This is a genomic window from Micromonospora sp. NPDC023966, from assembly GCF_040639095.1.
Lineage (GTDB): Bacteria > Actinomycetota > Actinomycetes > Mycobacteriales > Micromonosporaceae > Micromonospora.
Genome location: NZ_JBEZZJ010000006.1, coordinates 34,231 through 52,308, shown reverse-complemented (window position 1 = coordinate 52,308; position 18,078 = coordinate 34,231). Strand labels below are relative to the sequence as shown.

The following is an 18,078-nucleotide window of genomic DNA, read 5'->3' as shown; positions in this document are numbered from 1 at the left end:
GTGTCAGCGCGCCGGCCGGGGTGGTGCCAGCACCACCGATCCGGGGCGGCCGGTGCCGCAGAATGAGGCCCGTGGACGGCGTACGCGGACTGCTCCGCACCTGGATCCGGCCCGGCGCGGTCACCGCGGCGCAGGGGCTGCTGATCGCCCTGCTGTCGTTGAGCACGCACGTCGCGCTCTTCGTGCTGTCGCTGGTGTCGCTGCTGCTGATCCCGGTGTTCGGCGTGGGGTTCGCGCTGTTCCCGGTGGCCACCGCGCTGGTCCGGCTCTGCGCCGGGCTGCACCGCCGGCTGGCCCGCTGGGGCGGGGTGGAGATGGCCACGCCCTACCTGCCGGCGCCGGCGGGGGCCCAGTTCGGCACCTGGCGGCGGTTCCGCTGGGTGGTGAGCGACCCGGCCACCTGGCGCGACCTGTCCTGGCTGCTGCCGGGCGCGGTCACCGGGGCGGTCTGCCTGGCCGCCTTCGTGCTGCCGCTGTACGGCCTGGAGGGCGTGCTCGGGGTGCCGCTGGTGCTGCACCTGACCGTCGACTTCTACGGCTACGGCCCGTTCTGGCCGATCCACAACCTGGTCGAGGCGCTGCTCTGCTTCCCGCTGGGCGTGCTGTTCCTGGTCGGCGGGCTGGCCGCCGGGCGCTGGCTGGTCTGGCTGCACCTGGCCTTCGCCCGGTTCTTCCTGCCGCCGACCCGCACGGCCGAGCTGGCGCTGCGGGTGCACCAGCTCACCGTCACCCGCGCGGAGACGGTGGACGCGCAGGCGGCGGAGCTGCGGCGGATCGAGCGGGACCTGCACGACGGGGCGCAGGCCCGGATCGTCGCGCTGAGCATGAGCATCGGCCTGGCCGAGCAGCTGCTGGGGGACGACCCGGAGGCGGTGCGGCGGCTGCTCGCCGAGGCCCGGGAGACCAGCGGGCAGGCGCTGGCCGAGCTGCGCGGGCTGGTGCGCGGCATCCACCCGCCGGTGCTGGCCGAGCGTGGCCTGGCGGGCGCGGTACGCGCGCTGGCGCTGGCCGTGCCGCTGCCGGTGGCGGTGACCGTCGACCTGCCGGGCCGCCCGGCCGCCCCGGTGGAGTCCGCCGCGTACTTCGCGGTGGCCGAGGGGCTGGCGAACGTCAGCAAGCACAGCGGGGCGTCCCGGGCCTGGATCGAGCTCGGCCACGCCGACGGGCGGCTGACCATCGTGGTCGGTGACGACGGGCGGGGCGGAGCCGACCCGGCGGCGGGCGGTGGCCTGACGGGGATGGGGCGTCGCCTGGCCGCGTTCGATGGGACGATGGTGGTGACCAGTCCGGCCGGTGGGCCCACCGTCATCAGCATGGAGTTGCCGTGCGAGTTGTCATCGCCGAGGATCTCGCCCTCCTCCGGGACGGGCTGATCCGCATCCTGGAGGCGTTCGGCTGCCAGGTGGTCGCGGCCGTCGACAACGGACCCTCGGTGCTGCCCGCGCTGATCGCGCACCGCCCGGACGTCGCGGTGCTCGACGTCCGGCTCCCACCCACCTTCACCGACGAGGGGCTGCAGGCCGCCATCCGGGCCCGCACCGAGATCCCCGGGCTGCCGATCCTCGTGCTGTCCCAGCACGTCGAGCAGCTCTACGCCCGCGAGCTGCTCTCCGACCGGCTCGGCGGCGTGGGCTACCTGCTCAAGGACCGGGTGTCCCACGTGGACCAGTTCGTCGACGCGGTGCGCCGGGTGGCCGCCGGCGGCACGGTGATGGACCCGGAGGTGGTCGCTCAGCTGCTGGCCAGCCGGTCCGGGGCGGGGCCGCTGGACGAGCTGACCCCCCGGGAGCGGGAGGTGCTCGGCCTGATGGCCGAGGGCCGGTCCAACGCCGCGGTCGCGGCCCGGCTCTTCGTCACCGAGAAGGCGGTCAACAAGCACATCAACAACATCTTCAGCAAGCTGCGGATGCCGCCGTCGACCGACGACAACCGGCGGGTGCTGGCCGTGCTGGCCTACCTGCACGGGGAGGACGGCCGCCGGCCGCGCACCCCGGCCTGACAGAGTCAGGAGGCGGTGTCGGTCAGGGCGGGGGAGCGGTCCAGGTGCGGCCCCGCCGGCCCCGGACGGCCGAAGTGCCAGCCCTGCCCGGCGTCGCAGCCGATCGCGCGCAGCCGGTCCGCCTGGTCGGCCGTCTCCACCCCCTCGGCGGTGACGGTCAGGCCGAGGGCGTGCGCCAGGGAGACCAGCGAGGCCAGGATCCGCTCGTCGGTGCGGCTGCCCGGGTCGTCGGCCGGGGCTCGCAGCCGGGCCACGAACTCGCCGGCCACCTTCAGCTCGCTCACCGGCAGGTCCCGCAGGTACGCCAGGTTGCAGTAGCCGGTGCCGAAGTCGTCGATGGCCACCCGGACGCCCAGGTCGGCCAGCACCCGCAGGGCGCGGACCGGATCAGCCACCGTGCTCATCATGGTGCTCTCGGTGATCTCCAGTTGCAGCCGCTCCGCGGGCAGGCCGGTACGCCCGAGCACCCCCTGCACCTCCTGCACCAGCCCGGGCCGGTGCAGCTGCCGGACGGCCAGGTTGACGCTGACGAACGGCGCGCCGGCCGCCCCCGCCGCCCAGGTGCGCGCCTCGCGGCACGCCTCGGCGAGCACCCAGCTGCCGAGCTGGACGATCAGGCCGGTCTCCTCGGCCAGCGGGATGAAGCTGTCCGGGCGGAGCACGCCCAGCTCCGGGTGCCGCCACCGGACCAGCGCCTCCATGCCGACCACCCGGCCGTCGCCCAGCCCGGTCAGCGGCTGGTAGTCGAGGTAGAACTCGCCCCGGTCCAGCGCGGCGGGGATCGCCGCGGAGAGGGCGTACCGGGCCAGCTCGCGGCGGTTGCGGTCGGCGTCGAAGAGCGACCAGCGGGCCCCGCCGGCCGCCTTGGCCCAGTGCAGGGTGCTGTCCGCCGCGCGCATCAGCTCCATCGGCGACGTGTCGGCCACCGACCGCTCCACGATGCCGATGCTGGCCGACACGGTCAGCTCGTGCCCGTCGACCAGCGCCGGCTCGCTCACCGCCGCCAGGGCCGCCTCGGCCACCTTGACCACTTCCTCGGTGCAGCCGGTGCGCTCGACCAGGATGACGAACTCGTCGCCGCCCAGGCGGGCCACCAGGTGCTCGCCGAGCGCCCGGCGCAGCCGCCGCGCCACCGAGACCAGCAACGAGTCGCCGACCTGGTGGCCGAGGGAGTCGTTGACCACTTTGAACCGGTCCAGGTCGAGGAAGCAGACCCCGATCCGGTCGGCGCTCCGCCCGGGCGCGGTGATCGCGGCGGTGAGCCGCTCGGTGAACAGGGTGCGGTTGGGCAGGCCGGTCAGCGGGTCGTGGGTGGCCTGGCGCCGGAACCGGGCCTCGCTCTCCCGCAGCGCCCCTTCGGCCTGCGCCCGGGCCACCATGGCGGCCCGCCGGATGGCCTCCTGCTCGTCCAGCGTGCGGTCCCGCAGGGCGCGGGCGTAGCCGGTGGCGACGGTGGCCAGCAGGCGGGCCATCCGGTCCTCGACGTCGTCGACGGCCAGGTCGAGATCCCGGACCAGGCGGAGCTGGATCACCTCGATGGTGCGGCCGAGCCCCTCCGCGGAGGCGATGTGCGACTGCACCAGGTCGGCGCCGACCTGCTGGCCGATCCGCAGGTCGAACGGGTCGGCGCGCAGCGCCAGCGCCAGCCGCTCGGTGAGCCGCTGGAGCAGTGCCTCCAACTGCGCCTGGGTCATCGGCAGGTAGCTGGTCCCGGAGACCGCCTTGGCCCAGGCCCGGGCGAAGGCGCCGGGGCGGGCGCGGGTGGTGGCGGTGGTCCCGTCGTCACCCACCGAGCCGCCCGACGCCGCCCATGAAGACCGCCTGCGCGGCGTTCTCCGCGTGCTCCGGGGCGTCCGGCCGCCACTGCGGGACCCAGACCACGCCCGGGTCGACGAGCTCGAAGCCGGCGAAGAGCGCGGTCAGCTCGGCGCGGCTGCGGAAGAAGAGCTGGTTGTCGGTGCGCCGGTAGACCCGCTCGGCCTCGGCCCGCTCGCCGGTACCGGCCCGGCCCTCGTCGCTGGCCTGCGACATCACCAGGTAGCTGCCGGGGGCCAGCGCCGCGCACAGCGCCCCCAGGACCTCCTCCGGGCGGTCCGCGTCCGGGACGAAGTGCAGCACCGCCACGATCATCACGGCGACCGGCTGGGAGAAGTCCAGCAGCCGCAGGACGTCGGGATGGCGCAGGATCGCCTCCGGCCGGCGCAGGTCCTCCTGGACCACCGTGGCCCGGTCGTTGCCGGCCAGGATCTCCTGGCTGTGCGCCACCGCGACCGGGTCGACGTCGACGTAGACCACCCGGGACTCCGGGTCGATCCGCTGGGCGATCTCGTGCACGTTGCCCACGGTCGGGATGCCGGAGCCGATGTCGAGGAACTGGCGTACCCCGGCGTCGGCCAGGAACTGCACCGCCCGGCGCAGGAAAGCCCGGTTGGCCTGGGCCATCAGCGGGGCCTCCGGCACCGCCTCCACCATGGCTCGGGCGGCGGCCCGGTCGGCCGCGAAGTTGTGCGAGCCGCCGAGGTAGTAGTCGTACATGCGGGCCACGCTGGGGCGCTCGATGTCGATGGTCTCGGGTGCCCAGTCCGGCCGCTGCATGCGCTTGCCCCTTTGCTCGGCGGCGCGCGGAAGGTCACCGCCGCGCGGATCACCCGGGTATTCTGCCCGCCCGCCGTCGCGGTGCAAAGACCACCGTCGCTACGCGTCCGGCCCCTCACCGTACGCGGTCACGGCCGCCCGGAATGCCGGAGAGGCCCGCGTCCGAGGTGCGGACGGGGGCCTCTCCGGCATTCGAGCTGGCGGTGCGCCGTTTTAGAACTTCGGGGCGTCCGGGGCCTCCAGCAGCCCCAGCCGCAGCGCGGTCATCAGCGCCTGGGCGCGGTTGGCGGCGCCGAGCTTCTCGTAGAGCTTCGAGATGTGCGTCTTGGCGGTCGACTCGCTGACGAACAGCTGCTTGGCGATGCCGGCGACGCTCATGCCGTCGGCGAGCAGCCGCAGCACCTGACCCTCGCGGGGGGAGAGCTGCGGGCCGGACGGGGCCAGCCGGCGCTTCATCGCCTCGGCCAGGTCGGCCGCGGTGAACGCGCTGGGGGAGGAGGCGGCGTGCCGGGCGGCGGCCACCACCTCGTCGGCCGGGGCGGTCTTCGGCACGAACGCGCTCGCCCCCGCCTCCAGGGCGCCGAAGAGCTGGTCGTCGCCGGCGTACATGGTGAGCACCACGATGCCCATCGACGCGCTGGACTTGCGCAGGGCGCGGGTGGCCTCCAGGCCGCTGCCGTCGGGCAGCCGCAGGTCCATGATCACCACGTCCGGCTGGAGTGCGCCGGCCTGGCGCACGCCCTCCGCGGCCGTGGCGGCCTCGCCCACGACCTCGAACTGCCGGTCCCGCTCGAAGGCGTGCCGCAGACCCTTGCGGATCAGATCGTGATCGTCGACAAGGAGCACCTTGGTCCGGGTGGCCGGTGTCGGGCTAGTGGTCATCCTCGGGTTACTCCCCTTCTGCTGCTGCGCTGCCGCGCACCTTATCGCGCCGGGGCGAGGAGCCGACTACCACCGCCACGGTCGTGCCGCTGGGTCGCCGCGGCCTGATCTCCAACCGGCCCCGGATACGTTCCGCCCTCTCGGCCATGATCGCAAGACCGTAGTGCCCGTCGGGGCGCTGGTCACCGATGCCGTGACCGTCATCCGACACTTCGATCTGGGCGTACGGGGGGTCCACCTCGCACGTGACCCACAGGTTCGCGGCCCCGGCGTGCTTGCGCGCGTTGGTCACCGCCTCCTGCGCGATGCGCAGCAGTTCGGCCTCGGTGGCGGCGGGCAGCCGGGCGGTGGACTCGTCCAGGGACAGGTGCACCCGCAGGCCGCCGGAGGCGCCGACGGTGCGGGCGTACTCGGCGATGGCGGCGGCCAGGCCCCCGTGCCGGTCCACCTCGCTGCGCAGCTCGAACAGGCTCAGCCGCAGCTCGGTGATCACCCGGGTGACCTCCTGGCGCAGCGTGCGCAGCGAGTCGGCGGTCTCCTCGGCGTCGTCGTGCACGGTGGCCAGGGCGTTGTCGATGCCGTACCCGACCATCACCAGCTCCTGGGCCACGCCGTCGTGGATCTCCCGGGCCAGCCGCTGCCGCTCCTCGTTCGTGGCCAGCGAGCGCACCTCGTCGAAGAGCAGCGCGGCCTCCAGGCGCAGCGCCGCGGGGCCGGTCAGCGCGGTCACCCGGGACACCACCGGCGGCGGGTACGCGTGCGCGGTGTCCGCCTCGACGACTACCAGGCCGACCGTGCGCACCCCGGCGACCAGCGGCACGATCAGCGCCGAGACCTCCCCGGAGGCCCGGGAGCGGGCCTGCGAGCGGGTCGAGGTGGTCGGCTGCTGGCTGGCCCAGGCGTCGGCGATGGCCGAGTCCGCGTCGAGCGTGGTCTCCCAGTCCACCCGGTCCGCGCCGATCTGGGCGAGCACCACCAGCCGGCCGCCGCCGCTGGCCGACAGCACCGCCCCCCGGTCGGTCTTCGCCACCACCCGCAGCTCCTCCAGCAGGTGCTCGGAGATGCCGCCCGGGTCGAGGGTGGCGCCGGGCAGCTGGCGGGCGACCGTGCGCAGCTGGGTGAGGAGCCGGGTGGCCTCCGCGTACGGCTGGGGCTTGCCCTCGCCGCGGACCCGCATCACCCGCTGGAGCGTGCCGGCGGTGTAGAGGCCGAGACCGGCCAGGATCAGCCACTGCGCGCAGACCGCCAGGTAGCCGAGCTGGCCGAGCTGCGGCTCGCCGCCGACCTCGGTGAAGGCCGCGGTGACCAGCAGGGTGGCCGCCGCCACCACGAGCAGCGCGGCGCCCTCGCGGAACCGGCGGCGCAGCGCGGTCACGGTGACCGGCACGGCGAGGTACGGCAGCACCGCCGAGGCGCCCAGCCCGCCGGTGACCCCGGTGAGGTGGGTGTCGGCGGCGACCTGGCTGGCGGCCAGCCCGAGGACCACCACCTCGGCGAAGCGGCTGATCGGGGCGAGCAGCCGGTGCTGGGGAGCCAGCACGGCGGGCAGCCCGGCGACGCCGAGCAGGGCGATCCACCACAGCTGGGTGGCGTCCCGGGTGGCGAACAGGGTCAGGGCGGCGACCAGCGCGAGGAGGACCACGCGTGCCGCGGCCGCGAGGGACTGCGTCTGCGGCTGGGTGGGTGTGGAGGCGGGCACCTGACGGATGGTAGTCAGCCTCGGTAGATATCGGCGATCTCCGCCGCGTACGTCTTGTGCACGACCTGCCGCTTGACCTTGAGCGAGGGGGTCAGCTCGCCGGTCGCCTCGGTGAAGTCCTGCGGCAGGATCCGGAACACCTTGATCGCCTCGGCCTTGGAGACCGACTGGTTGGCCTGGTCGACCGCGGCCTGCACCTCGGCCCGCAGCGCCTCGTCCCCGCGCAGCTCGGCCACGCCGGTGTCCTCCGGGCGGCCGTGCGCGGCCAGCCACTTCGGCAGCGCCTCCTCGTCGATGGTGACCAGGGCGGCGATGAACGGCTGCCGGTCGCCGACCACCACGCACTGGCTGATCAGCGGATGGGCTCGGACCTGGTCCTCCAGCACCGCCGGGGCGACGTTCTTGCCGCCGGCGGTCACGATGATCTCCTTCTTGCGGCCGGTGATGGTGAGGTAGCCGTCCTCGTCGAGCCGGCCCAGGTCGCCGGTGCGGAACCAGCCGTCGGTGCTCAGCGCCTCGGCGGTGGCCGCCTCGTTGTGCCAGTAGCCCTGGAAGATGATCTCTCCGGAGATGAGGACCTCACCGTCGCCGTCGATCCGGATGGTGACGCCGGGCAGCGGGCGGCCGACCGTGCCGATCCGTGTGTGCCCGGGCAGGTTCGCGGCGGCGGCCGGAGCGGTCTCGGTGAGCCCGTAGCCCTCGCAGATGGTCACCCCGACGCCGCGGAAGAAGTGCCCGAGCCGGGAGCCGAGCGGGGCGCCGCCGGAGATCGCGTCCCGGCACCGGCCGCCCATCGCCGCCCGCAGCTTGCGGTAGACCAGCTTGTCGAAGACCGCGTGCTGGGCGCGCAGGCCCAGGCCCGGCCCCTCGGGGGTCTCCAGCGCCTCGCTGTAGGCGATGGCCACCTTCTCGGCGCGGTCGAAGACCTTGCCCTTCCCGTCGGCCTCGGCCTTCTGCCGCGCGCCGTTGTAGACCTTCTCGAAGACCCGGGGTACGGAGAGCACGAAGGTCGGCTTGAACTCCTGGAGCTCGCCGACCAGGTTCTTCGTGTCCGAGCAGTGCGCCATGGTGGCTCGGGCCTGCACCACGCCGACCTGGATGAGCCGGGCGAAGGCGTGCGCCAGCGGCAGGAAGAGCAGGGTGGAGGCGCCCGGGCGGAACAGGTTCGGCAGCACCGGAACGGCGTTGGCGATGTCGGCGTAGATGTTGCGGTGGGTCAGCACGCAGCCCTTGGGGCGGCCGGTGGTGCCGCTGGTGTAGATGATCGTGGCGACGTCGTCGGCCTTCAGCGTCGAGCGGCGTACCTCGACCTCGGCCGGGTCGACCGACGCGCCGGCGGCGACCAGCTCGTCCACCGCGCCCAGCTCGATCTGCCAGACCTCACGCAGCTCGGGCAGCCGGTCGCGGACCCCGGCGACGAGGGTGGCGTGCGCGGTGCTCTCCACCACGACGGCGACCGCGCCGGAGTCGGAGAGGATCCAGGCGGCCTGCTCCGCGCTGGAGGTCTCGTAGATCGGCACGGTGACCGCGCCGGCGGCCCAGATCGCGTAGTCGACGAGGGTCCACTCGTAGCGGGTGCGGCTCATCAGCCCCACCCGGTCACCGGGGGAGATGCCGGCCGCGACCAGGCCGCGGGCCACCGCGACGACCTCGTCGCGGAACTGCCGGCAGGTCACGTCGATCCAGGCGCCGCCCGTGCCCTCGGCGCGCCGCACGAACTGCACGGTGTCGGGGGCGGACTCGGCGTTGTCCCAGACCGGGTCGGTCAGGTTGGCCGCGTCGCCGACGGTGACGATCGGCGGAACGGAGAACTCGCGCACCTGCACTCCCTCGTGCTCGCACTGGCGGGCCGGCCGGGTCCGGCTCTGTCGAAACCTACCCGGCCGCTTCCGGGGAGAGGGTGGGGAGGTTGCCCGCCCGGCTGATGGGACACGCCCCCGTTCCCCGGCGCGCCGCGACGGGCGGGGGTGGAGCGCCGCGCGGGGGTCGGCCGCCGGGTAGCCTCCCCCCATGGCGGACTCCTCCACCCAGTCGATCGTCGTCGGCGCGTCACCGGACCGGGTGGCGGCGGTCATCTGCGACTTCCCCCGCTACCCCGAGTGGGCCGAGGCGGTGCGGCGGGCCGAGGTGATCGAGGAGTACGAGGACGGCTACGCCAGCCAGGTCCGGTTCACCATCGACGCGGGCGTGATGGCCGACGAGTACGTGCTGGCCTACGAGTACGCCGAGGACATCTCCCGGATCGAGTGGCACCTCGTGGCGCCCTCGAAGATGCAGAAGTCCCAGCGCGGGTCGTACGACCTGGTCGGCAACCCGGACGGAACGACCACGGTGACCTACACCCTCGAGGTGGAGCTCTCCGTGGGGATGCTCGGCATGTTTCGCCGCAAGGCCGAGAAAATGATCATGGATGCGGCGTTGAAGCAGCTCAAGCGCCGGGTAGAAGCACTCGGTGCGGCCCACTGACCCGACCGTCGTCGCGGTTGTCACGCTGGAGGAGCCGAACCATGGGCACCACTGATCCGGGTTCGGCCCGGGAAGAGGCCGAGCGCCTCGTCGCCATGCTGCTGGCCAGCGCGAAGCTGGCCGCCGCCGCGCCCGGGGCCGGCCCCTGGGGTCCGCTCGGTGGGATCCTGTCGGGTGTCCTCGGTCACACCCCGGGCGGCGCGGGCGCGGGCGACGGGGCATCCACCCCCTCCGGTGGCGGCGCGGGTTTCGCGACCGGATCGCCGGAATGCTGCGTCTGCCCCGTCTGCCGGGGTATCGCGGCGTTGCGCGACCCGAATCCCGAATTCGCCGAGCGGCTCGCCACCGGCGCCGGCGATCTGGCGGCCGGGGTGGCCAGCCTGCTGCGCGCGTTCGCCCCGGCCGAGCCGGCCGGGCCGGGCGGGGCCGGTGGGTCCGACGGGGCGGCGGCCGGGGACCACGTGTGGCGCGAGGCGACCCGTACCGGGCATGATTCTCAGCCGGCACCCGAGCAGGACGTGTGGTCCGCCGCCACCCGGGGGGAGGGCGCGGCCGATGCGGTCGTGCCGCCCGTCGATGCCGCCGGGCCGGACGTGCCGGCGCAGAGCCGGCCGCCGGCCGGCCGTCCCGTGGTCCCCGCCTCGCGGGCGTCCGGCGAGGTGGGCGAGGACGCGCCGGGCGACGGGGCCTGACCACCGGACATCCCGGGATCGCACGGCCGGTTCGGCCGGGGAGCCGGGCAGCACAGCAGAGGGGAGTGGCAGCGGTGACGCTGACCATCGGAGTCGACGTCGGTGGCACGAAGGTGGCCGGCGGTGTCGTGGACGCCACCGGCAAGGTTCTCGTGCAGGCCCGACGGGACACCCCCGCCGACGACGTGGCCAAGACCCGCGACGTCATCACCGAGCTGGTCGCCGAGCTGGCCACCGGCCGGACGGTCGACGCGGTCGGCATCGGCGCGGCCGGGTGGATCGACGCCTCCCGCTCCACCGTGCTCTTCGCCCCCAACCTGGCCTGGCGGGACGAGCCGCTGCGCGAGTACGTCAGCAACGCGACCGGCCTGCCGGTGATCGTGGAGAACGACGGGAACGTCGCGGCCTGGGCGGAGTTCCGCTACGGCGCGGCCCGGCACGCCGACGACTCGATGGTCATGTTCACCATCGGCACCGGCGTGGGCGGCGGCATCGTGCTCGGCGGCGAGCTGGTGCGCGGGGCCAACGGCATCGCGGCCGAGCTGGGGCACATGCTCACGGTGCCGGACGGCCACCAGTGCGGCTGCGGCCGGCTGGGCTGCATCGAGCAGTACGCCAGCGGCAGCGCCCTGGTCCGCTTCGCCCGCGCCGCCGCCCGCCAGGAGCCGCACCGGGCCACCGCCCTGCTGGAGCTGGCCGGCGGCGAGGCCGAGGGGATCAGCGGGCCGATGGTCACCGCCGCCGCCAAGGGCGGCGACCCCGTCTCCACCGAGGCGTTCGCCCAGGTCGGCCGCTGGCTCGGCACCAGCCTCGCGGACATGGCGCAGATCCTCGACCCGCAGGTGCTGGTGGTCGGCGGCGGCGTGATCGACGCCGGCGACCTGCTGCTCGGCCCGACCCGCCGGTCGTTCACCGACGCCCTGGCCCAGCGCAGCCGCCTGCCCGTCGCCGAGGTACGCCCGGCCGAGCTGGGCAACACGGCCGGCGTCATCGGGGCCGCCGACCTGGCCCGGCGGATCTGAGGTGCCGGCAGCAGGCGTGCCCCTGCGGGTGGTCTCGTACAACATTCACAGCCAGCGGGACGACACGGCCGCGCTGGCCGAGGTGGTCCGGACCGCCGCGCCGGACGTGGTGATCGTCCAGGAGGGGCCACGGCGGTTCCGGTGGCGGCAGAAGTGCGCCACGCTGGCCGACTCGTTCGGCCTGGTGGTGGCGGCCGGTGGTCTGCCCTCGTTGGGCAACCTGCTGCTGACCAGCCTCCGGGTGCGGGTGCTGGACACCCGCTGCGTGCGCTACCCGCTGACCCCCGGCCGGCACCTGCGCGGGGCCGCGTACGCCGAGTGCCTGGTAGGCGGCAGCCGGTTCCTGCTGGCCGGCTCCCACCTCTCCACCGACCCGGCGGAGCGGCCCGCCCAGGCGGCCGCGTTCAAGCGGGAACTGGCCGCCGCGACGCTGCCCGTGGTGGCCGGCGCGGACCTGAACGAGGGGCCGGACGGGGCGGCCTGGCGGACGGTCGCGGACGGGCTGGTCGACGCGGCGGTCGCGATGGACCGGGCCGACCGGCACACCTACTCCTGTGCGAACCCGCGCCGGCGCATCGACGCCCTCTTCGTGGACCCGCGTGTCGAGGTCGTCGACTACGACGTCGTGGACACGCCGCGGACGCGACAGGCCAGTGACCACTTCCCGGTCCTGGTCGACCTGCTGCTGCCCGCCGGCGACTGACCGTCCCCGCCTACCGCACCGGGTGCAGTCACATCCGCATCGGCTACCTTGCGTGACCGCCATACGGTGGCCGCAGCCCGAGGGTGAGCGCGAGGCGGCAGCTCAGCGCGGTGCTGCGCGGGCGGTGGTGGGTGAGCAGGCCCCGGACGACACGCTGCGTGACCGAAGGGTCGGTTACCCAGCGCCACGGAAGCCGGTCGCCGCAACATCCCGTAGTGCGGGCGGCTGGACAACGGCGGGCATTGTCGGCAGGATTTCGCACCGACCCGGCACTCGTGCCGCACAAAAGGAGATTCCCGGTGTCCTCCTCCACCGACCTCGGCCACCCCGATCCGGACCCGACGGTCGCCCCGACCCGGGACGGCCGCCCGGTCTCCGACCGGGGCGACACCGTCTGCGTCATCGGCGCCGGGGCCAGCGGCCTGACCGCCGTGAAGAACCTCCGCGAGGCCGGCTTCGGCGTGGACTGCTACGAGCGGGAGACCGGCGTCGGCGGGGCGTGGAACTGGCGGCACGACCGCAGCCCGGTGTACGCGAGCACGCACCTCATCTCGTCCCGCCCGTTCACCCAGTTCCCGGACTTCCCGATGCCGGACGACTGGCCGGACTACCCGCACCACGCCCAGCTGCTGTCCTACTTCGAGCGTTACGCCGACCACTTCGACCTGCGCCAGCACGTCTGGTTCGGCACCGAGGTCGTCCGGGTGGAGCCCGTCGAGGGGGACCGCTGGGACGTCACCACCCGCAGCACCGGCGGCTACGGCCCGGAGCGCACCTCCCGCTACGCGGCGGTGGTGCTGGCCAACGGGCACAACTGGTCGCCGAAGCTGCCCCGCTACGAGGGGCTGGAGCAGTTCCGCGGCGAGGTCATGCACGCCTCGTCCTACAAGGACCCGGCCCAGCTGCGCGGCAAGCGGGTGCTGGTGGTCGGGGCGGGCAACACCGGCTGCGACATCGCGGTCGAGGCGGCCCAGCAGGCGTCCCGCTGCTGGCACTCCACCCGCCGCGGCTACTGGTACGCCCCGAAGTACGTCTTCGGCCGCCCCGCCGACCAGGTCAACGACACCCTGCTCGCGCTGCGGGTGCCGCTGCGGGTGCGGCAGTGGCTCTACCACTCGACGCTGCGGCTGACCGTCGGCGACCTGACCCGGTTCGGCCTGCCCCGGCCCGACCACCGGGTCTACGAGACCCACCCGATCGCCAACAGTCAGCTGGTCTACTACGTCGGCCACGGCGAGATCACCCCGGTGCCGGACGTCACGCGGTTCGGTGACCGCACCGTCGAGCTGGCCGACGGCCGCGAGATCGACCCCGAGCTGGTCGTCTTCGCCACCGGCTACCTGCCGCGCTTCGAGTTCCTGGCCGGGAAGGTGCTCGGCGACGCGGACGGCTCGGGCCGGCCCAGGCTCTGGCTCAACGCGTTCGCCGCCGGCCATCCCACGCTCGCCGTGGTCGGCCTGGTGCAGCCGGACTCCGGGATCTTCCCCATCTCGCACTGGCAGAGCGTGCTCTTCGCCCGGCTGCTCACCCTGCGCGCCACCCGCCCCGACCGGGCCGCCGCGTTCGGCCGCAAGGTCGCCGCCGGCCTCGGCGAGCGGTACTCAGGGAAGGTCAAGGACAGCACCCGGCACTGGTTCGAGGTCGGGCACGCCGACTACCTGCGCGCGCTCCAGCGGGCGCTCCACGACCTGGAGGGCACGTGAGCGCGAGGAACGCAGCGCAGCGGAGTCCCGCAGTCGCGAACGAAAGGGTGGCTCAGTGATGGCGGACCGGGTGCGGGTGGTCCGGGGATGGGAGTGGGCCCGTCCGGAGCGGCCGGCCCGCCGCGAGGTGGTCGCCGCGGTGCCCGAGCAGGATCAGGCGCGGCCGCCGCTGCTGTTCGTGCCCGGGTTCGGGCACGGGGCGTGGGCGTTCGCCGAGCACTGGCTGGGGCACGCCGCCGGTCGCGGCTTCCCGTCGTACGCGCTGAGCCTGCGCGGGCACGGCGGCAGCGAGCCGGCGGCGGAGGCGACGCTGCGGTCGTACGCCCATGACGTGGTCCAGGCGGCGGCGAGCCTGCCGCGGCAGGCGGTGCTGGTGGGGCACGGCGCCGGCGCCCGGGTGGTCACGCACGCCCTGGCCCGCTACCCGGCCCGGGCAGCGGTGCTCGTGGCGCCGGTGCTCGGCGGTTGGGGCACCCTCGGCACGGCGCTGCGCCGCAACCCCGTCGGCACCGTGCCCGCGGTGTTCGGCGCCGGCCTGCGCCTGAACCGCCGCCAGCTGTTCAGCCGGGAACTGCCCGACGCCGACGCCCGCCGGCACGTCTCCCGGCTGGGCCGGGCCGGCCGCCGGGCACAGTGGCAGCTGCTCACCGGGCGCCAGCCGGAGCCGGCGGTGGGCCGGCCGCCGGTGCTGGTGCTGGGCAGCCCCGACGACCGGGTGGTGCCGCCGGCCGCGCTGACCCGGGCGGCCCGCCGCTACGCCTCGGCCCCGCTGCTCTTCCCCGGCATGGGGCACGACCTGATGCTCGACGCGCGCTGGCGGGAGCCGATCGACGCGATCCTCGACTGGCTGGAGAAGGATCCCGCACGCGCCCTCGGGTGAGGGCCGGCGTCAGCCGCTCCTGGCGCGCCGGCCGAGCGGGGAGGTGGTCTCCTCCAGCGCGCTCAAGTAGGACCCCGCCCAGGCGTGGATGTCGTTGCGGCCCAGGTGCTCCCGCATCGCCCGCATCCGGGCCGCCACGTCCTCCGGCGCGGCCCGTAGCGCGGCCAGCAGCGCGGCCTTGAGCCCGTCCAGGTCGTGCGGGTTGACCAGGTACGCCTGCGCCAGCTCGGCGGCCGCCCCGGCGAACTCGCTGAGCAGCAGCGCGCCGGTGCCGTCCACCCGGGCGGCCACGTACTCCTTGGCCACCAGGTTCATCCCGTCCCGCAGCGGGGTCACCGCCATCACGTCGGCCACCCGGTAGAGGGCGACCAGCTCGGTGCGGTCGAAGGGCTGGCTGAGGTAGTGGATCGCCGGCTCGCCGACCCGGCCGAACTCGCCGTTGATCCGGCCGACCTGGTGCTCCACCCGGTCGCGCAGGATCTGGTACTGGGCCACCCGGTCCCGGCTGGGCACCACCACCTGGACCAGCACGGTGTCCCGCACCTTGACGTCGCCGCTGGCGAGCAGCTCGTGGTAGGCCTTGAGCCGCTGTTCGATGCCCTTGGTGTAGTCCATCCGGTCGACGCTGAGGATGACCCGTTCCGGGCCGCCGAGGTCCTGGCGCAGCCGCCGGGCGCGCTCGGCCACGTCGGGCCGGGCCGCGAGCGCGGCCATCTCGGCGGTGTCGATGGAGACCGGGAACGCGCCGATCCGGACCACCCGGTCGCCGACCCCGATCCGCCGGTCGGTGGCGGGCAGGTCGAGCACCCTTGTCACGAGCTGGGCGAAGTTGTGCGCGGCCTGGGCCCGCTGGAAGCCGATCAGGTCGGCGCCGAGCATCCCGCGCAGCAGTTCGGCCCGGCGGGGGAGCTGCATGAACAGCTCCGGCGGCGGGAACGGCACGTGCAGGAAGAAGCCGATCCGCAGGTCGGGACGGAGGTCGCGGAGCAGCCCCGGCACCAGCTGGAGGTGGTAGTCCTGCACCCAGACCAGCCCGCCGGGCTCGGCCACCTCGGCGGCGGCCTCGGCGAACCGCTGGTTGACCCGCTGGTACGCCTCCCACCAGCGCCGGTGGTACTCGGGCTGTTCGACGGCGTCGTGGTAGAGCGGCCAGAGGGTGGCGTTGGCGAAGCCCTCATAGTGGTCGCGGAAGTCCTCGCCGTTGAGCGGGACGGCGCGCATCCGGACCCCGTCCACGTCGGGCAGGTGCGGTGCCGGGCCGGTGCCGCCGGCCCAGCCCACCCAGGTCGCCGGGGTGTGCCGGAGCAGGGGGTGCAGGGCGTTCATCAGGCCGCCGGGGCTGCGGCGCCACTCGAAGGCGCCGTCCGGCGCCACACTGTCGTCGATGGGAAGGCGGTTGGCCACCACTACGAGGGGGCTCTGTCGCATCTCGGGCATTCCGATCTGCAGGGGACCGACCACCGGAGGAGGGGCCCAACCCGGACAGCCGGTGCGGGACGTGACGTACAGCGGTATTCCTACTGACAGTAAGTTACACCCCTGTTACGCCGCCGCCCCGGGCCAGCGGCGTCCCGCCACCCGGGCCGCCGGAGGCCGGTCAGACGACCGCGCCGTCGTCCGGGTCGTGCTCGTCGGAGTCGCCCGGGCGCAACCGCCAGATCAGCATCACGAAGCCGGCCAGGATGCCGGTGAAGCCGAGCAGGGTCACCACCGACGGGTCGACCGCCGACAGCATGGTGGGCGACAGGAAGAGCAGGAACCCGAGCACGATGCAGAGCACGCCCACCACCGCGTACTTCGAGAAGCGCGGCAGCGGTGGCGGCGGTGGCGGGGTGAAGTGCTCCTCGTCCTCGTCGCCGGGGAGGTCGGCGCCGAAGGTGTCCAGGCCGTCGAGGAGCGAGGGCTCGTCCTGCCGCCCCCGGCTCAGCGAGATGCCGGAGACGTCGGCCGCGTAGGGCAGCCGCCGCACGTCGGTGGCGGTCGGGCCGGCGGGCTCCTCGGCCCGGCCCGGGGCGCCGCCGCCCGGGGTGGCCGGGTCGACCGGGTCGTCGACGTCCTCGGCGGCCGGCCAGGGGTGGCTCCCGGCGCTCGGCGCCGTGTGGAAACCTGCGACGATCTTCGCCCATTCGGCCTCGATGTCCGGCTCGTCGTCGCGGGCCGGCTCGCGGCCCCCCTCGTCGGTGAGCTGGGTGAGGTAGTCGCGGGCGGTGGTCAGGTGGGAGCGGTCGACGTAGAGCCGGTCGATCGGGCGCGACGGGACGGTGGTGGTGCGGGTCACCGGGTTGAGGTCGGCCGAGGGCTGGAGGTAGGCGGCGATCCCGCCGGCCGCGAGCACGTCGAGCAGGTGCTCGCCCACGCGCGGATCGACGTCGCCCGCGACCGCGTACTCGGCCGCGTCGAGCCCGTTGTCCCGCCGTCCCCGGCGGGGCCCGCCCCCTGACACCGGACACCCCCTTCGCCGCACCCGTCGGTGCACTCCGCCCCGGCGCCCCGTACGCCTGCGATCAACGTCAGCCCGGCGCCTCGGACGCCGCGCCGCGGCCTGAAGCCGTCGTGCCCTGAATCGTGACACGTCGGGACCCGGTTCCGGGAGTGCGTTGTGGCGTGCCGCTCCCTGTTCGTACGCTCTTCCCCGACAGTCCGCTCGCCGACAACGCCCCGGGCGCGGTCCCGGCGGCCCCCGCCGCGCCCCGGCGACGGGGCCCGTCACCGCTCCCGCCTGGAAGGACTCCGGTGCTGTACTGGCTGCTGAAGTACATCATCCTCGGCCCGCTGCTGAGGTTGATCTTCCGCCCGCAGGTCGAGGGGCTGGAGAACGTCCCGGAGGCCGGCCCGGTGATCCTGGCCAGCAACCACCTCTCCTTCTCGGACTCGATCTTCACTCCGTTGATCGTCAAGCGAAAAGTTACATTCATCGCGAAAGCCGAATATTTCACCGGCAAGGGCCTCAAGGGCTGGCTGACCAAGATGTTCTTCGTCGGCTCCGGCACCATCCCGGTCGACCGCTCGGGTGGCCGGGCCGCCCGCGCGGCCCTGGACACGCAGCTCAGGGTGCTGCGCTCCGGCGGCATCGCGGGCATCTACCCGGAGGGCACCCGCTCGCCGGACGGCCGGCTCTACCGGGGCAAGACCGGCGTGGCCCGGCTCGCCCTGGAGAGCGGCGCCCCGGTGGTGCCGATGGCCATGCTCAACTCCGACGCGATCCAGCCGACCGGGCAGATCATCCCCAACCTCGGCCGGGTGCGGATCCGCTTCGGCACCCCGCTCGACTTCTCCCGCTACGCCGGGAAGTCCGGCGACCGGTTCGTCGAGCGCGCCGTCACCGACGAGATCATGTACGAGCTGATGGAGCTCTCCGGCCGCGAGTACGTGGACATGTACGCGCAGAAGGCGAAGGCCCGGCCCCGGGAGCCGGTGCCCGCCTGACGCCGCCGGAA

General features: G+C 74.3%; 16 protein-coding genes. 9 read left to right on the top strand and 7 right to left on the bottom strand.

What is annotated here, in order from left to right; all coding sequences use genetic code 11:
- Positions 1-71: 71 nt before the first annotated feature.
- Both AB0F68_RS11785 and AB0F68_RS11780 read left to right on the top strand, forming a co-directional pair.
- On the top strand, positions 72-1,373 hold the full coding sequence (locus AB0F68_RS11785; protein ID WP_357335506.1) for a sensor domain-containing protein: 1,302 nt from the start codon (positions 72-74) through the stop codon (positions 1,371-1,373).
- Complete coding sequence (locus tag AB0F68_RS11780; protein WP_357335503.1) at positions 1,325-1,999, top strand: response regulator transcription factor; 675 nt, start codon at positions 1,325-1,327, stop codon at positions 1,997-1,999. Before AB0F68_RS11785 ends, AB0F68_RS11780 begins: the two co-directional genes overlap by 49 nt.
- A gap of 5 nt (positions 2,000-2,004) precedes the next feature.
- Here AB0F68_RS11780 and AB0F68_RS11775 read toward each other — a convergent pair whose 3' ends face one another.
- From AB0F68_RS11775 to AB0F68_RS11755, 5 genes are all read right to left on the bottom strand, one after another.
- On the bottom strand, positions 2,005-3,693 hold the full coding sequence (locus tag AB0F68_RS11775; RefSeq protein WP_357335920.1) for a bifunctional diguanylate cyclase/phosphodiesterase: 1,689 nt from the start codon (positions 3,691-3,693) through the stop codon (positions 2,005-2,007).
- 88 nt (positions 3,694-3,781) lie between these two features.
- Positions 3,782-4,594: an SAM-dependent methyltransferase gene (locus AB0F68_RS11770; RefSeq protein ID WP_357335501.1), complete on the bottom strand. Its 813-nt coding sequence runs from the start codon at positions 4,592-4,594 to the stop codon at positions 3,782-3,784.
- Positions 4,595-4,807: 213 nt separating this feature from the next.
- On the bottom strand, positions 4,808-5,476 hold the full coding sequence (locus tag AB0F68_RS11765; RefSeq protein ID WP_007072219.1) for a response regulator transcription factor: 669 nt from the start codon (positions 5,474-5,476) through the stop codon (positions 4,808-4,810).
- 7 nt (positions 5,477-5,483) lie between these two features.
- Positions 5,484-7,175: a GAF domain-containing sensor histidine kinase gene (locus tag AB0F68_RS11760; protein ID WP_357335498.1), complete on the bottom strand. Its 1,692-nt coding sequence runs from the start codon at positions 7,173-7,175 to the stop codon at positions 5,484-5,486.
- Positions 7,176-7,189: 14 nt separating this feature from the next.
- Complete coding sequence (locus tag AB0F68_RS11755) at positions 7,190-8,995, bottom strand: AMP-binding protein (protein WP_357335496.1); 1,806 nt, start codon at positions 8,993-8,995, stop codon at positions 7,190-7,192.
- A gap of 190 nt (positions 8,996-9,185) precedes the next feature.
- On the opposite strand from AB0F68_RS11755, the gene AB0F68_RS11750 reads away from it, so the two are divergent.
- The 6 genes from AB0F68_RS11750 to AB0F68_RS11725 all read left to right on the top strand — a co-directional run bounded on the left by AB0F68_RS11750 (position 9,186) and on the right by AB0F68_RS11725 (position 14,641).
- Positions 9,186-9,641 (top strand): SRPBCC family protein, encoded by a 456-nt coding sequence (locus AB0F68_RS11750; protein ID WP_357335494.1) that lies wholly within the window; start codon positions 9,186-9,188, stop codon positions 9,639-9,641.
- Between the two features lie 41 nt (positions 9,642-9,682).
- On the top strand, positions 9,683-10,333 hold the full coding sequence (locus AB0F68_RS11745) for a hypothetical protein (RefSeq protein WP_357335491.1): 651 nt from the start codon (positions 9,683-9,685) through the stop codon (positions 10,331-10,333).
- A 65-nt stretch (positions 10,334-10,398) separates the two neighbouring features.
- Complete coding sequence (locus tag AB0F68_RS11740; protein ID WP_357335489.1) at positions 10,399-11,355, top strand: ROK family glucokinase; 957 nt, start codon at positions 10,399-10,401, stop codon at positions 11,353-11,355.
- 1 nt (position 11,356) lies between these two features.
- Positions 11,357-12,058, top strand: a complete 702-nt coding sequence (locus AB0F68_RS11735) for an endonuclease/exonuclease/phosphatase family protein (protein WP_357335487.1) — start codon at positions 11,357-11,359, stop codon at positions 12,056-12,058.
- Positions 12,059-12,357: 299 nt separating this feature from the next.
- The gene (locus AB0F68_RS11730) at positions 12,358-13,761 is read left to right on the top strand and encodes an NAD(P)-binding domain-containing protein (RefSeq protein ID WP_357335484.1); all 1,404 of its coding nucleotides are present in this window, start codon (positions 12,358-12,360) and stop codon (positions 13,759-13,761) included.
- Positions 13,762-13,819: 58 nt separating this feature from the next.
- On the top strand, positions 13,820-14,641 hold the full coding sequence (locus tag AB0F68_RS11725; protein ID WP_357335482.1) for an alpha/beta fold hydrolase: 822 nt from the start codon (positions 13,820-13,822) through the stop codon (positions 14,639-14,641).
- A 9-nt stretch (positions 14,642-14,650) separates the two neighbouring features.
- Here AB0F68_RS11725 and AB0F68_RS11720 read toward each other — a convergent pair whose 3' ends face one another.
- Together AB0F68_RS11720 and AB0F68_RS11715 are read right to left on the bottom strand one after the other, a co-directional pair.
- Positions 14,651-16,069: a trehalose-6-phosphate synthase gene (locus tag AB0F68_RS11720; RefSeq protein ID WP_357335480.1), complete on the bottom strand. Its 1,419-nt coding sequence runs from the start codon at positions 16,067-16,069 to the stop codon at positions 14,651-14,653.
- Positions 16,070-16,238: 169 nt separating this feature from the next.
- On the bottom strand, positions 16,239-17,084 hold the full coding sequence (locus AB0F68_RS11715; RefSeq protein WP_357335477.1) for a DUF308 domain-containing protein: 846 nt from the start codon (positions 17,082-17,084) through the stop codon (positions 16,239-16,241).
- A gap of 290 nt (positions 17,085-17,374) precedes the next feature.
- On the opposite strand from AB0F68_RS11715, the gene AB0F68_RS11710 reads away from it, so the two are divergent.
- Complete coding sequence (locus AB0F68_RS11710; protein WP_357335475.1) at positions 17,375-18,067, top strand: lysophospholipid acyltransferase family protein; 693 nt, start codon at positions 17,375-17,377, stop codon at positions 18,065-18,067.
- Positions 18,068-18,078 lie beyond the last annotated feature (11 nt).